Source organism: Allobosea sp. GW821-FHT12C12 (assembly GCF_058807355.1).
Genome location: NZ_JBXAQP010000004.1, coordinates 112569 through 127106 on the forward strand (window position 1 = coordinate 112569; position 14538 = coordinate 127106).

The window sequence follows — 14538 nt, forward strand, 5'->3', positions numbered from 1 at the left end:
GGGGGCGTGCAGGACGAGCCCACTCGCCGGTCGCAAAGCGGCGGCCCATACTCTCCCCCCCACCCCGACCCTCCCCACCGCAAGCGGGGGGAGGGAGTTTCGTTGCGCCTCGTCCAGCAGGTTCGCGTTACTTCGCCTGGCGCAGCGATGACCACTTTCCCCGCCTTCCTTGCCCGCCACCTCACCGAGGGCGTCATCCTCGTCCGCATCGCCGACGCGCAAGGCTCCACCCCCCGCGAGGCCGGCGCGACCATGGCCGTCAGCGCAACCGCCACAGCCGGCACGATCGGCGGCGGCCAGCTCGAATTCCACTGCGCCGATGTCGCCCGCGCCATGCTTGCCGGAGGCGACGGGGCGCGAACACTCGACATCCCGCTCGGCCCGCAGATGGGACAGTGCTGCGGCGGACGCGTCCAGGTCTCGCTGCGGCGCGCGACCGCCGCCGATCTCGCGATCCTGGCGGCCCGCGACAAGGCCGAGGCCGCCATGCGCCCGGCCGTTCCCATCTTCGGCGCGGGTCACACTGGTCTCGCTCTGGCGAAGGCGCTCGCCCCCCTGCCCTTCGCAGTCAGCCTGATCGACGACCGCGACGGCGTCATGGACGGCCTTCCGGCGGCGATCACCTGCATCCGCATGGCGGACCCCGTCGCGGCCGTCGATGCCGCGCCGGCCGGAGCGGCTTTCGTCATCCTGAGCCACAGCCACGCGCTCGACTACCGCCTGACCGAGGCCGCGCTCCAGCGCGGCGATGCGGCTTATGTCGGCATGATCGGCTCCGCGACCAAGCGCGCCCGCTTCGAGGCCGGATTTCTGCGCGCTGGGGGACGGCGCGAAGCGCTCGCCCGCCTGACCTGCCCGATCGGCGGCGCGGATGTGGACGACAAGCGGCCGGAGGTGATCGCCGCCTTGACGGCGGCCGAGCTGGTGCGGAGCTTGCTTGGCGGCAAGGAGCCGGCTTCGTCGGCCGCGACCGCGCCAAGGACGGGAGAGACGAGCCGATCATGACCCCGCCCCGCCTCGCGCTCGCCCACATCTCCAAGCGCTTTCCGGGCGTGAAGGCCAACGAGGACATCAGCCTCAGCGTCCGCCCCGGCGAAATCCATGCCCTGCTCGGCGAGAACGGAGCCGGCAAGTCGACGCTGGTGAAGATCATCCACGGCGTGCAGCAGGCCGACGAGGGCACGATCCAGTGGGACGGCGAGCGCGTTGCGATCCCCTCGCCCAAGGCGGCGCGAAAGCTCGGCATCGGCATGGTGTTCCAGCACTTCTCTCTGTTCGACGCGATGACGGTGATCGAGAACATCGCGCTCGGCCTCGACGAGGCGGTCGACCGCGACGAACTGAAACGCCGCGTCGCCGCGATCCTCGACAGCTATTCGCTGCCGCTCGATCCCGAGCGCGCGGTGCATACGCTTTCGGTCGGCGAGCGTCAGCGCATCGAGATCGTGCGCTGCCTGCTGCAGAAGCCGAAGCTACTGATCATGGACGAGCCGACCTCGGTGCTGACGCCGCAGGAGGTCGAGAAACTGTTCGGCACGCTGCGCCACATCGCGGCGGAAGGCTGCGCGATCCTCTACATCTCGCACAAGCTGCACGAGATCAAGGCGCTCTGCGAGGCCGCGACGATCCTGCGCGGCGGGAAGGTCGTCGCGACCTGCGATCCCAGGGCCGAGAGCACCAAGCGGATGGCCGAGCTGATGATCGGCGCGGAGCTGCGCCAGATCGAGCGCAAGCCCGGCGGCGGCGCGGGCGCGGTCCGGCTCGCTGTGAACGGACTCTCGCTCGACGGCGAGCCGCCTTTCGGCGCCGATCTCGAGGACATCACGTTCGAGGCCCGCGCCGGCGAAATCCTCGGCATCGCCGGCGTCGCGGGCAACGGGCAGTCGGAGCTTCTGACCGCGCTCTCTGGGGAGCGGCTGGCCGGCTCGGCCGACGCCATCAGGCTCGACGGCAAGCCGATCGGCCGCGACGGCGCCGGACCGCGCCGCGCGCTCGGTCTCGCCTGCGTCCCCGAGGAGCGCAACGGCCATGCCGCCGTGCCGGATTTCCCGCTCGCCGACAACGCCGTGCTGACCGCGCGCCACCGCCTGCCGCTCGCCCCGTTCGGCATCATCGGCCGGGGCGACGTGACGCGCTTCACGACCGCCGTGATCCAGCGCTTCGATGTCCGCGCCACCGGGCCGGCCGCGCTCGCCCGCTCGCTCTCGGGCGGCAATCTGCAGAAGTTCATCATGGGCCGCGAGATCGGCCAGACCCCCTCCGTCCTCGTCGTCTGCCAGCCGACCTGGGGCGTCGATGCGGGCGCCGCCGCGGCGATCCGGCACGAGCTGGTCGACCTCGCGGCGAAAGGCTCGGCCGTCGTGGTGATCTCGCAGGACCTCGACGAATTGCTGGAACTGGCCGACCGGCTCTGCGTCATCAACGAAGGGCGGCTCTCGGTCGCGCGCGAGGTCGGCACGCTCGGTCTCGACGAGATCGGCCTGATGATGGGTGGCGTGCATGGTGCGGCTGCTCCGCACGGAGCCGACGCCCATGCCTGAATGGCGACGCCGGCGCGAGCCCAGCACCGCGATGCTCTATGCCAGCCCGCCGATCGCGGTCGGCCTGACCATGCTGATCGGCATGCTCGTCTTCACCGCGATGGGCTATGACGGCTTCCACGCCGTGCGCGACATCTTCCTGACGCCGTTCCTGGAGCCGCGGCGCTGGCCCGATGTCGGCGTCAAGGCGGCGCCTCTCGTGATGATCGCGCTCGGCCTCGCCATCGGCTTCCGCGCCAATGTCTGGAATATCGGCGCGGAGGGGCAATACGTCATGGGCGCGGTCGCGGGCACCGGCGTCGCGCTCGCGACGCATGGCCTGACCGGCTGGTGGATCCTGCCCGCCATGGCGCTCGCCGGCGTGCTCGGCGGCATGGCCTGGGCGGCGGTTCCGGCCTTCCTCCGCGTGAAGCTGCAGGTCAGCGAGATCCTGACCAGCCTGATGCTGACCTATGTCGCCGTGCAGGCGCTCTATTACCTCGTGCGCGGCCCGTGGAAGGACCCGGACGGCTTCAATTTCCCGCAGACGAAGATGTTCAGCGCAGCCCAGACCCTGCCGGCGATGACGGAGGGCTCGCTCGTCCATCTCGGCATTCCGCTGGCGCTCGTCATCGCGCTGGTCGCCTGGCTGCTGATGGAGAAGACGATCGCCGGCTATGCCGTCAAGGTCGTCGGCCTCGCGCCCGCCGCGGCGCGCCATGGCGGCTTCAGCTCGGATCGTGTGACATGGGCCTCGCTGCTGGCCGGCGGCGGGCTTGCCGGCCTCGCCGGACTGTTCGAGGCCGCAGGACCCTTCGGCCAGCTCACGCCGCAATTCCCGACCGGCTACGGCTTCACCGCGATCATCGTCGCCTTTCTCGGCCGGCTGAACCCGCTCGGCATCGTCTTCGGCGGGGTGGTGCTGGCGGCCACCTATGTCGGCGGCGAGATCGCCCAGACCACCGTCAGGCTGCCGCAGGCCGCGACGGGGATGTTCCAGGCGCTGCTGCTCTTCGTGCTGCTCGCGACGGACGTGCTGGTGAATTACCGGATCGGGTGGAAAACGAGGGCGGCATGACAACCGCCATCCTTGTCTCGATCTTCATGACGCTCGTCGCGGCGTCCACCCCGATCCTGCTCGCCGCGCTGGGCGAACTCGTGGTGGAAAAAGCCGGCGTGCTCAATCTCGGCGTCGAGGGCATGATGCTGGTAGGAGCGGTCGCGGGCTTCGCCGTCGCCTACGGCACCGGCAGCACGGGAGCCGGGCTGGTCGCGGCGCTCCTCGCGGGCGTCGCAACGGCAATGGTCTTCGCCGTCCTGACGCTGTCGCTGACCGCCAATCAGGTCGCGACCGGCCTGGCCCTGACGATCTTCGGCATCGGCGCGTCCTCGCTGATCGGCGCGGGCTTCGTCGGCCGCACCATCACGCGGCTCGGGCCGGCCTTTCCCGAAGCGCTGTCGGGCCGCCCCCTGCTACGCGCTCTCCTCGGCCACGATATCGTGGTCTATCTCTCACTCGCGCTGGTGCTGGCCGTCGGTTTCTTCCTGAACCGGACGCGGCCGGGGCTGATCCTGCGCGCGGTCGGCGAGAACGACGCCTCGGCCCACGCCATCGGCTACCCGGTCATCGCGATCCGCTACGCCGCGATCGCTTTCGGCGGCGCGCTGGCGGGACTTGCGGGGGCGTATTTCTCGCTGGCGCTGACGCCGATGTGGGCCGACAGCCTGACCGCCGGGCGCGGCTGGATCGCGCTCGCACTCGTCGTCTTCGCGGCCTGGAAGCCGGGCCGGCTGCTGCTCGGAGCCTACCTGTTCGGCGCGGTGATGACGGCCGAACTCCAGTTCAAGGCCGCCGGCGTCACCTGGCTGCCGCCCGAGGCGCTGGCGATGGCCCCCTATCTTGCGACGATCGCAGTTCTGACCATGATGTCGCTTGGACCCAAGAGCGGCCGGGCGAACGCGCCGGCCTGCCTGGGCAAACCCTTCTCGGCGTCCTGACGCCGCCAACCACAACGGGGAGACCACGACCATGACCTCGATCATCACCCGCCGCAGGTTCAATTTCGGCGCCGGCGCCTCTGCCGCCGCCCTGCCCTTCGCCGCGGGGCGCGCGCCGGCGCAGGCGCCGCTCGGCGTCGGCTTCATCTATGTCGGACCCGTCGGCGACCATGGCTGGACCTGGACGCACGACCAGGGCCGGCTCGCCGTCGAGAAGGAGTTCGGCGCGAAGGTCAAGACGAGCTTCATCGAGAAGGTGGCAGAGGGGCCGGATGCGGCCCGCGCCATCCGGCAGCTGGCGCAGGCCAACAACCAGATCATCTTCACGACCTCGTTCGGCTTCATGAACCCGACCATCCAGGTCGCCAAGCAGTTCCCGAAGCTCTTCTTCGAGCACGCTACCGGCTATCAGCGCGCCGACAACGTCGCGACCTACAACGCCCGCTTCTATGAAGGCCGCGCCGTGATCGGCACGATCGCCGGGCACATGTCGAAATCGGGTCAGGCCGGCTACATCGCTTCCTTCCCGATCCCCGAGGTGGTGATGGGCATCAACGCCTTCCACCTCGCGGCCAGGAAGGTGAACCCGAACTTCAGGACCAAGGTGATCTGGGCCTCGACCTGGTACGACCCGGCCAAGGAGGCCGACGCCGCCAAGGCGCTGATCGACCAGGGCTGCGACATCATCACCCAGCACACCGACTCGGCCGCGGCCCTGCAGGCGGCCGAACAGCGCAACGTCTTCGCCTTCGGCCAGGCCTCGGACATGAAGGCCTTCGCGCCGAAGGCGCATCTCTCGGCGATCGTCGACGACTGGTCGGGCTACTACATCTCCCGCGTGAAGGCGGCGATGGACGGCTCGTGGAAGACCGGCGACGTCTGGGGCGGCATCAAGGACGGCATGGTCAAGATCGCGCCCTACAACGATGCGGTGACGCCCGCCGCCCGCGCCGCCGCCGACGAGGTAACCAAGGCCATTGTCGCGGGCACGCTCCATCCCTTCACCGGCGAGCTCAAGGACCAGAAGGGCGTCGTCCGGCTGAAGGAAGGCGAGAAGGCCTCCGACGAGACGCTCTCCAAGATGGACTGGTATGTCGACGGCGTGCAGGCGTGAGCTGGCCTTGCTCGCAGCCACACCCTCCCCGTCGTCCCGGACGAAGCGAAGCGGATATCCGGGATCCATCACGGAGCGCCGCCCTCGCGATGGATCCCGGTCGGCGCGGCCGAGCCGCTTGTCGGGGATGACGGGAAGGACAATCAAAGGGTTAAGGAATTCCCACTCCCGAACCCCTTGCAGATATTTTAAGCTTGAAACAATATGCCCTCGTCGCGCGGTTTTCGGAGGTTGAGGGACCCCTGTCGCGCTCGCTGCTTTCTCGCTCGTCCCGGGAGGACCCGACATGACATCCAGATACATGCCCAGCCTTGGCGCCGGCCTGTTCGCGCTGGCCGCGGCCACCGCGGCCCAGGCCCAGGAGCCGATCAAGATCGGCGTCGTCAGCGTGCTGACCGGGCCCGGCGCCGCGCTCGGCCAGCAGCTCCGCGACGGCTTCCAGCTCGCGGTCGACAAGAACGGCGGCAAGCTCGGCGGCGTGCCGGTGCAGGTCACCGTCATCGACGACGAGCTCAAGCCCGACGTCGCGGTCGGCAAGGTCCGCGCCTTCATCGAGGGCGGCAAGGTCGATTTCGTCGTCGGTCCGATCTTCTCCAACATCCTCGGCGCGATCGCGAAGCCCGTGCTCGATTCCGGCGCGATCCTGATCTCGCCCAATGCCGGCCCGTCGACCATGGCCGGCAAGGCCTGCAACGAGAACTTCTTCGTGACGTCCTACCAGAACGACCAGGTCCACGAGGTTCTGGGCAAGTACGCTCAGGATCAGGGCTTCAAGCGCGCCTACATCATCGCGCCGAACTACCAGGCCGGGAAGGACTCGCTCGCCGGCTTCAAGAACTACTACAAGGGCGAGATCGTCGACGAGGTCTATGCTCCGCTGACCTCGATGGATTTCGCCTCGGACCTCGCCAAGATCGCCTCGACCAAGCCCGACGTGGTCTTCGCCTTCCTGCCGGGGGGCTTGGGCGTCAATTTCGTCAAGCAGTGGTCGCAGGCCGGCCTGCAGGGCAAGATCCCGTTCCTTTCGGCCTTCACCGTCGACGAATCGACGCTGCCGGCGCAGCAGGACGCGGCGGTCGGCCTGTTCGGCGGCATGACCTGGGCGCCGAACATGGACAACCCGCAGTCCAAGGCCTTCGTGTCGGCCTATGAGGCAGCCTACAAGATCGTGCCCGGCTCCTACGCCATGCAGGCCTATGACGCCGCCATGCTGATCGACTCGGCCGTCAAGGCGGCCGGCGGCGCGGGCGACAAGGACAAGCTGCGCGCCGCGCTCAAGAAGGCCGACTTCACCTCGCTGCGCGGCAAGTTCAAGTTCAACACCAATGGCTACCCGATCCAGGACTTCTACCTGGTCAAGGTCGCCAAGCGCGCCGACGGCAAGTTCCAGACCGAGATCGCCCAGAAGATCTTCACGGACTATGCCGACCCGCATGCGAAGGATTGCGCTCTCAAGTAAGGCAGCCTTGTCCCGACGCCGTCATCCCGGACAAGCGGCCGCAGGCCGCGCCGATCCGGGATCCATCGCAAGGCGCCGCGGTGCTCCATGATGGATCCCGGAGCTCCGCTTCGCTGCGTCCGGGATGACGGCGGAGTATGATCGCAAAGGCAGATCGAGCCGACGATCCATGACCACCAGCCTCCTCATCGTCCAGATCCTGAACGGGCTCCAGCTCGGCATCCTGCTGTTTCTGGTCGCGGCGGGGCTGACGCTGGTCTTCGGCGTGATGGACTTCATCAACCTGGCGCATGGCGTGCAGTACATGCTCGGCGCCTATCTCGCCGTGACCTTCGTCTCGCTGACCGGCAACTTCGTACTGGGCCTCGTGCTGGCGCTGCTGGCCGCGCTCGTCGTCGGGCTCGCGCTCGAATTCCTCGTCTTCCGGCATCTCTACGAACGCGACCATCTCGACCAGGTGCTGGCCACCTTCGGCCTCATCCTGCTGCTCAACCAGGGCGTCAAGATCGCCTGGGGCGCGGCCCCGCTCTCGGTGCCGGCGCCGGAGTTTCTGACCGGCTCGGTCCGGCTGATGGACGGCATCCTCTATCCGACCTACCGCTTCGCGCTGATCGGCTCGGGGCTGGCGGTCGCCGGCCTGCTCTGGTTCATCGTCGAGAAGACGCGCACCGGCATGCTGCTGCGGGCCGGCGCGTCGAACGCGTCGATGGTCTCGGCGCTCGGCGTCGACATCCGCAAGCTGTTCATGATCGTCTTCGCCTTCGGGACCATGCTGGCGGGGTTCGCCGGCGCGATGGCCGCTCCCATCCTCTCGGTCGAGCCCGGCATGGGCGATTCGATCCTGATCCTCGCCTTCGTCGTCATCGTCGTCGGCGGCATCGGCTCGATCCGGGGCGCGTTCGTCGGCGCGCTGATCGTCGGCCTCGTCGATACGCTCGGGCGCTCCTTCATGAACGACCTGCTGAGACTCTTCATGAGCGCGCCCTCGGCGCGGGCGACCGGGGCCGCGCTCTCCTCGATGTTGATCTATCTCGTCATGGCGATGGTGCTGTTCGTGAGGCCCGAGGGCCTGCTGCCGGCCAAGGGCCGCTCATGAGCGCCGCGCCCGCCCTGCCGGACGCTGCGCTCGGCGAGCCGCAGGCCGTCGCCCTGCCGGCGCGCGAACGCCGGCCGCTCATCGCGATCGTGCTGTTCCTCGCGCTCGCCGCCGTGCCCGTGGTCGTCTCGCTCGGCCTTCCCCCGCATTGGCTGACGCTGGTGACGCGGGCGATGATTTTCGCGATCGCGGCGCTCTCGCTCGACCTGATCCTCGGCGTCGGAGGGCTGGTTTCCTTCGGCCACGCCGCCTTCATCGGCATCGGCGCCTATGTCACCGGGATCATGATCACCGAGGGCCGCACCGAGGCGCTGCTGATCCTGCCCGTGATCCTCGTGCTCTGCGGCCTGTTCGCCGCCGTCACCGGCGCGGTCTCGCTGCGGACCAAAGGCGTCGCCTTCATCATGATCACGCTCGCCTTCGGCCAGATGGCGTTCTTCCTGGCGCAGGCGCTCTCGGCCTATGGCGGCGACGACGGTCTCACGCTGTCCGACCGCAGCACGCTTCTCGGGCTCAAGCCCTTCGCGAACCGGACCTCGTTCTACTATGTCGTGCTTGGCATGCTGGCCGGCTGCTATCTCCTGATCAGCGTCATCGTCGCATCGCGCTTCGGCCGAACCTTGCGCGCGGCGCGCGAGAACGCGACGCGCGTCACGGTGACCGGCTTCGACGTCTCGCTCATCCGGCTGATCGCCTACGTCATCTCCGGCATGATCGCGGGGCTGTCGGGCTTCCTGCTCGCCAACCAGACCGAGTTCGTCAGCCCGGCCTACATGTCCTGGGCGCGCTCGGGCGAGCTGATCTTCATGGTCGTGCTCGGCGGCGTCGGTTCATTGCATGGCGCGATCATCGGCGCGCTGGCATTCCTCTTTACCGAGGATCTTCTGTCGCGCTGGACCGAGCACTGGAAAGTCATTTTCGGGCCGATGATCGTGCTGTTCGTGCTGTTCACGCGCGGCGGTCTGGTCGGCACCATCGGCAGGCTCGGTCGCCGCCATGACTGAGCCGGCCATGACTGAGCCGGTTCTCGCCCTGTCGGGCCTGCGCAAGTCGTTCGGTGCGCTGAAGGTCACCGACGGCGTCAACCTCGATGTCGCGCCCGGCGAGCTGCATGCGCTGATCGGCCCCAACGGCGCCGGCAAGACCACGCTGGTCCACCAGATCTCCGGCATGCTGCGGCCAGACGCCGGCAGCATCCGCTTTCGTGGCGGCGACATCACCGGCTTCTCGCCGGAGAAGCGTTCGCGCGCCGGGCTCGCCCGCACCTTCCAGATCACCTCGACGATCCCCTCGCTCTCGGTGCTTGAGAACGTCGCGCTCGGCGTGCAGGCGCGCAGTTCCTCCCCGCTGGCGCTGCTCCGCAACGCCGCCCGCGACGAGAGCCTGAACGCTCCGGCGCGCGAGGCGATCGCGGCGGTCGGCCTTTCCGAGCGCGCCGACGTGCTGGCGGGCCGGCTCTCGCATGGCGAGAAGCGCGCGCTCGAGATCGCGATGGCGCTGACGCTGGAGCCCGCCGCGATCCTGCTCGACGAGCCTTTGGCCGGCGTCGGACGCGAGGAGGGCGAGCGCCTGATCGCGCTGCTCAAGAGCCTGAAGGGCCGCTACGCCATGCTCTTGGTCGAGCACGACATGGAGGCCGTCTTCGCGCTGGCCGACCGCGTCACCGTGCTGGTCTATGGCCGTGTCATCGCCTCGGGCGATCCGGCGACGGTCCGCGCCGACCCCGCCGTTCGCGAAGCCTATCTCGGCGAGGAGGGCTGAGATGCGTGCATCCCACCTTGTCATTCCGGGGCTTCGCAAAGCGAGGAACCCGGAACCCACGACCCGGTTTGCCCTCCATAGCGCCGTTGCATTGTCGAGCCCGGTCGTGGATTCCGGCCTCGCTGCGCGCCGCGGAATGACAGCATTGGAAGCCCCGCCATGCTGACGGTCGAAGCCCTCGACGCCGGCTATGGCGAGGCGCAGATCCTGTTCGGCGTCGATCTCGCCATCGCCGAAGGCGAGGTCGTCACGCTGCTCGGCCGCAACGGCATGGGCAAGACCACGACGATCCGCGCCATCATGGGGCTGATCAGGCCGAAAGCGGGCCGGGTCAGCGTCGCGGGACGCGACCTGACGGGGGCCGCGCCCTTCCGTATCGCGCAGGCCGGCATCGGCCTCGTGCCGGAGGGCCGGATGATCTTCCCGACGCTCTCGGTCGAGGAGAATCTGATCGCGACCGCCGCCAGCCGCTTCGGCAAGCCGCGCTGGGACATCGCGCGAATCCACGACTTCTTCCCGCGCCTGAAGGAGCGCCGCGCCAATCGCGGCAACCAGCTCTCGGGCGGCGAGCAGCAGATGCTGGCGATCGGCCGTGCGCTGATGACCAATCCCCGCCTGATCGTCCTCGACGAGGCGACCGAAGGTCTGGCCCCGATCATCCGGCAGGAGATCTGGGCCTGCCTCGCGGCGCTCAAGGCCGAGGGTGAATCCATCCTCGTCATCGACAAGAACGTCGATGCGCTGGCCAGGATCGCCGACCGTCATATCGTGCTGGAAAAGGGCCGCGTCGTCTGGCGCGGCACCAGCGAGGAACTGCGCAGCGACACGGCGGTCAAGGACCGCTTCCTGCATCTGTGAGGAGAACGAACATGAAGCCGCTGACCGCCGGCGTGACCAGGGCCAATGAAGGCCTCGACGCCATTTCCTGGAACATACTCGGCCAGACCTATGTGCCGAAATCGCTGAGCCCGGATTCGTTTTCCTGGCACGCGACCTTCCCGCCGGGCACCTTCGTGCCGCCGCATATCCATCCGACGCAGGACGAGTTCATCTACATGCTGGAGGGCCGACTCGACCTCGTCCTCGACGGGCAGGAGAGCTTTGCTTCACCCGGCGATCTGGTCCGGCTGCCGCGCAACGTGCCGCACGGGCTGTTCAACAGGTCCGGCTCAGCCGTGAAATGCCTGTTCTGGGTCGCGCCGACGGGCCGGCTCTACGATCTGTTCTGGGGCATCCACTCGATGGCCGAGCAGAACCCGGTCGAGGTCGTGGCGCTCTCGGCCAGGCACGAGGTCGACTTTCTGCCGCCGCCGCCCGAAGGGGCGTGATCGGGAGCAGGTCGCGAGGCTTCAGCGCGAGCGGCAGCGCCCGGTCGTGGTGCGCTCCTTGTCGCCGTCGTCGTAGTCGATCGCGAGCGAACTGCCGCCGAGCGAGGCGATGCGCCCGGCATACCAGTTGCCGGAGCCGCGGAAATTGCACTCGATGCGGCTGCCGATCGTCCAGTCATAGGGACGCACGGCGCTGACATGAAGGGTCTCGCGGTCGCCGTCGTCGTACTGGATGGTGAGGCGATCGCCGGAAACGCTCCGCAGCACGCCGGGAAACCAGTAGCTGCCGTTCTTGAAGCGCGCGAGGACCCAGTCGCCCGGGCTCTGCGCCTGCGCGATCGCGGCGTCCCCGAGCAGCGCGCCGATCACCAGCCAAGCCTTCATCCCCGCACCCCGTCCGGTCAAGCGTCAGATGACGCAGAGGAATGTTTCCTTCATCCGCCGGCCGGGTTCTGTCAATCGGCGCGCTGCCATCCGCCGGTTAAGATTAAGGCGAGACGCTGCGTGAGTCCGGGACCCGGCTGGGTCATGATGGCGACTATCGACGGAGCCACGCTCCGTCCCCGACCGGGAGCCACGTCATGAAGCCCGAGCGTCGTCACGCCAAACGCAGCCGCCTCTACCAGCGCGCCAGCGTCGTCTTCAACGGCCGGCAGTCGATGCTCGACTGTTCGGTCCGCAATCTCTCCGAAACCGGCGCGATGGTGCGCCTGACGGACTGGATCGCATTGCCGGCGACCTTCGAGATCGAGACGCCCGGCGAAGCCGAAGGCCGGCGCGTGCGCCAGTGCTGGCGGCGCGGCGACGATGTCGGCGTCGCCTTCCTGACGGCGGAGGAAAGCCGGACTGCCGCGCCGCTCGACCTCGCCGCCTTCCGGGCCAGGCGCGCAGGCCAAGGCCCGACCGGCCGCAGGATTAACCTTTTCGCAAGCTCTCGCATGCAACCGGCCGCGCCATGACGCATGATCCTTCCGGTCGCATGCGGCCACGGCGAGCTTTCGGAGGCCTGCGATCATGATGACCGAGCGCAGACGCAGCCCACGCATGCGGACCCTGCTGAACGGCAACGTCAGCTTCAATAGAAGGGGCTCGACCCTCGACTGCGTCGTTCGCAACCTCTCGGATGGCGGAGCCCTGCTGCTGTTCTCTGATTCGGTCGCCCTGCCGCAGGCCTTCCAGCTCGAAATCCGAAATCGCCAGCGGGCCTATGCCGCGCGGGTGCGGTGGCGCGACGGCGAGCGGATCGGCATCGGCTTCGACGATCAGGGTGAGGAAAACGCCGAGATCGGCCCGCTCGATCTGGCGCGGCGGCTGAAGCAGTGCGAGAAAGCCAATGCGCGCCTGAAGCAGCGCATCACGCAGCTGACCGAGGGCGGCTGACCACTCAACCCTTCCGCGCCGGCTGTTCGGCTGCAAACCCGGCCTTGCCGGCGTAGGATTTCACGATCGTCTCGCGCTTGGCGTAGCTCAGCACGCGCTCGACATCCTCGAAGCCATTCGGGGCCAGCGCCTCGACCGCATCGATGACGCGCTCGGGACCGCCGACGCGGTTCATCGCCACGACCTCGGCCGTCGCCGGCAGCCGCACCGCCTCGTAGGCCGCGAGCGCATGGCGCGGATGCTCGGCCCGGACCAGCAGATCCGCGAGGCAGCGCGCATCGAGAATCGCCTGCGACGCCCCGTTCGAGCCGACGGGGTACATCGGGTGGGCGGCGTCGCCGAGCAGCGTGACCCGGCCGTGGCTCCAGCGCGGCAGCGGATCGCGGTCGCACATCGGGTAGTCCCAGAAGCCGGGCGAGGCCTGGATCAGCGCCAGGATATCGACGCCGGGCACCGTGAAGCGGCGCGCGAAGGGCAGCACGTCCTCGAGCCGTCCCGGCTTCGACCATGCCTCCTTCGGAGGCGGCCTGGCGGGATCGCCGGTGCGGATGTTGACGACCCAGTTGGTCAGCCGCGTCCGCGGCGTCGTGCCGGTAGCGATCGGATAGAGCACGAGCTTTCCCGCCATGCCGCCGGCTATGATCATGCTTTCGCCGTCGAGGAAGACCGGCCAGTCGCAGGCGCCGCGCCACATCTGGACGCCGTTCCAGCGCGGCGGACCCTGGTCGGGGAAATAATGGGCGCGGACGGTGGAATGGATGCCGTCGGCGGCGATCAGGATGTCGCCGCGCGCCGTCTCGCCGGCCTCGCCGCGACGCGAATCGACGAAATGCGCGGTGACGCCGCCCTCGTCCTGCACAAAACCCTGCAGGCGGCGGCCGGTGCGCAAGGCATCCGACCCGAGCCTCCGCACCACGGCATCGCGGATCACGCCCTGCAGCCGGCCGCGATGGATCGAGAACTGCGGCACGGGCGCGCCCGCATGCAGACCGCGCGGCTCGCGCCAGACGGTCTGGCCGAAGCGGTTCATGTAGATCAGTTCGCGCGTCCGGATGGCGACCGCGTCGAGCGCCGGCAGCAGACCGAGTTCGGACAGTTCGCGAATGGCGTGCGGCAGCGTGTTGATGCCGACGCCGACCTCGCGGATATCGCCCGATTGCTCGTAGACGGTCGTGCCGATGCCGCGCTCGTGCAGCATCAGAGCGAGCGTCAGGCCGCCGATCCCGCCCCCGACGATGATGACCTTCATGCCCACTCCCGCAGCCGTATTATTTCACGCTTGAAATAATCCTTCGAGCCTTGTCAATCGCCGCCGGGCCCGTCGTCATTGGCCTGCGCAAGCTAGATTACCGCCACTGGCGCGGGAACGAAGCGCTTTCCTGTGCGTATCTAGCGCCGTGGCGGTCGCGTTTCTGCCGCCGCTGTGCCAACTGGCATGTTCCGCGCTGAAAACCATTGCGGCGCAAGGCCCCCGCGCAAGCGGGGAGCGGAGCATCACGCCGCCCGCGGCGCGGACCACACCTTCTCAAGGAGGATTTCATGACCAAGAACGAATTGATCGCCGCCATCGCCGACGAGACGGGCAAGACCAAGACCGACGTCTCCGCCATCCTGGCTTCGCTCGGCGCCGTCGTCGCCAAGACGCTGAAATCCGGCGACGACGTCACGCTCGGCGGCGTCGGCAAGCTCACGGCGGCCAAGCGCGAAGCCCGCGAGGCCCGCAACCCCTCGACCGGCGCGACGATCAAGGTTCCGGCCAAGACCGTCGTCAAGTTCAAGGTGACCAAGGATCTCGCCGACGCCGTGGCGTGATCGTACGGGCAAAGCGGCGCCTGCGCCTCATGCGCCGGCGCCGCTTGACCACGCCGTCCATGCCGACACAG

16 protein-coding genes are annotated in these 14538 nt (G+C 68.5%); 14 read left to right on the forward strand and 2 right to left on the reverse strand.

Annotated features, from left to right (window positions below; all coding sequences use genetic code 11):
* Nucleotides 1-147: 147 nt before the first annotated feature.
* From xdhC to AC1RRW_RS07305, 11 genes are all read left to right on the forward strand, one after another.
* Nucleotides 148-1005: a xanthine dehydrogenase accessory protein XdhC gene (gene xdhC, locus AC1RRW_RS07255; protein ID WP_492899966.1), complete on the forward strand. Its 858-nt coding sequence runs from the start codon at nucleotides 148-150 to the stop codon at nucleotides 1003-1005.
* Entirely contained in the window at nucleotides 1002-2540 is a 1539-nt protein-coding gene (locus AC1RRW_RS07260) for an ABC transporter ATP-binding protein (protein ID WP_492899967.1), read from the forward strand. The genes xdhC and AC1RRW_RS07260 overlap by 4 nt, the downstream gene beginning before the upstream one ends.
* Nucleotides 2533-3597 carry an ABC transporter permease gene (locus AC1RRW_RS07265; RefSeq protein ID WP_492899968.1) on the forward strand — a complete coding sequence of 355 codons (1065 nt, stop codon included), beginning with the start codon at nucleotides 2533-2535 and terminating at the stop codon, nucleotides 3595-3597. The genes AC1RRW_RS07260 and AC1RRW_RS07265 overlap by 8 nt, the downstream gene beginning before the upstream one ends.
* Nucleotides 3594-4517, forward strand: a complete 924-nt coding sequence (locus tag AC1RRW_RS07270; RefSeq protein WP_492899969.1) for an ABC transporter permease — start codon at nucleotides 3594-3596, stop codon at nucleotides 4515-4517. Before AC1RRW_RS07265 ends, AC1RRW_RS07270 begins: the two co-directional genes overlap by 4 nt.
* 31 nt (nucleotides 4518-4548) lie before the next feature.
* Nucleotides 4549-5631 (forward strand): BMP family ABC transporter substrate-binding protein, encoded by a 1083-nt coding sequence (locus AC1RRW_RS07275; protein WP_492899970.1) that lies wholly within the window; start codon nucleotides 4549-4551, stop codon nucleotides 5629-5631.
* A gap of 301 nt (nucleotides 5632-5932) precedes the next feature.
* Nucleotides 5933-7090, forward strand: a complete 1158-nt coding sequence (locus AC1RRW_RS07280) for an ABC transporter substrate-binding protein (RefSeq protein ID WP_492900223.1) — start codon at nucleotides 5933-5935, stop codon at nucleotides 7088-7090.
* A 169-nt stretch (nucleotides 7091-7259) separates the two neighbouring features.
* On the forward strand, nucleotides 7260-8186 hold the full coding sequence (locus tag AC1RRW_RS07285) for a branched-chain amino acid ABC transporter permease (RefSeq protein ID WP_492899972.1): 927 nt from the start codon (nucleotides 7260-7262) through the stop codon (nucleotides 8184-8186).
* Nucleotides 8183-9190: a branched-chain amino acid ABC transporter permease gene (locus AC1RRW_RS07290; protein WP_492899973.1), complete on the forward strand. Its 1008-nt coding sequence runs from the start codon at nucleotides 8183-8185 to the stop codon at nucleotides 9188-9190. The genes AC1RRW_RS07285 and AC1RRW_RS07290 overlap by 4 nt, the downstream gene beginning before the upstream one ends.
* A gap of 7 nt (nucleotides 9191-9197) precedes the next feature.
* Entirely contained in the window at nucleotides 9198-9947 is a 750-nt protein-coding gene (locus tag AC1RRW_RS07295) for an ABC transporter ATP-binding protein (protein ID WP_492899974.1), read from the forward strand.
* Between the two features lie 159 nt (nucleotides 9948-10106).
* The gene (locus AC1RRW_RS07300; protein ID WP_492899975.1) at nucleotides 10107-10805 is read left to right on the forward strand and encodes an ABC transporter ATP-binding protein; all 699 of its coding nucleotides are present in this window, start codon (nucleotides 10107-10109) and stop codon (nucleotides 10803-10805) included.
* Nucleotides 10806-10816: 11 nt separating this feature from the next.
* Entirely contained in the window at nucleotides 10817-11275 is a 459-nt protein-coding gene (locus AC1RRW_RS07305; protein ID WP_492899976.1) for a cupin domain-containing protein, read from the forward strand.
* 21 nt (nucleotides 11276-11296) lie between these two features.
* Here AC1RRW_RS07305 and AC1RRW_RS07310 read toward each other — a convergent pair whose 3' ends face one another.
* The gene (locus tag AC1RRW_RS07310; protein WP_492899977.1) at nucleotides 11297-11659 is read right to left on the reverse strand and encodes a tudor domain-containing protein; all 363 of its coding nucleotides are present in this window, start codon (nucleotides 11657-11659) and stop codon (nucleotides 11297-11299) included.
* A gap of 197 nt (nucleotides 11660-11856) precedes the next feature.
* Between AC1RRW_RS07310 and AC1RRW_RS07315 the strand changes: the two genes are divergently transcribed.
* Both AC1RRW_RS07315 and AC1RRW_RS07320 read left to right on the forward strand, forming a co-directional pair.
* Complete coding sequence (locus AC1RRW_RS07315; protein ID WP_492899979.1) at nucleotides 11857-12234, forward strand: PilZ domain-containing protein; 378 nt, start codon at nucleotides 11857-11859, stop codon at nucleotides 12232-12234.
* A 55-nt stretch (nucleotides 12235-12289) separates the two neighbouring features.
* Entirely contained in the window at nucleotides 12290-12655 is a 366-nt protein-coding gene (locus AC1RRW_RS07320) for a PilZ domain-containing protein (RefSeq protein ID WP_492899980.1), read from the forward strand.
* A gap of 4 nt (nucleotides 12656-12659) precedes the next feature.
* On the opposite strand, the gene AC1RRW_RS07325 is transcribed toward AC1RRW_RS07320, so the two are convergent.
* Nucleotides 12660-13904, reverse strand: coding sequence for a flavin-dependent oxidoreductase (locus AC1RRW_RS07325; RefSeq protein ID WP_492899981.1), 1245 nt, complete (start codon nucleotides 13902-13904; stop codon nucleotides 12660-12662).
* Between the two features lie 206 nt (nucleotides 13905-14110).
* Between AC1RRW_RS07325 and AC1RRW_RS07330 the strand changes: the two genes are divergently transcribed.
* Nucleotides 14111-14467, forward strand: coding sequence for an HU family DNA-binding protein (locus tag AC1RRW_RS07330; RefSeq protein ID WP_492899982.1), 357 nt, complete (start codon nucleotides 14111-14113; stop codon nucleotides 14465-14467).
* Nucleotides 14468-14538: the final 71 nt, after the last annotated feature.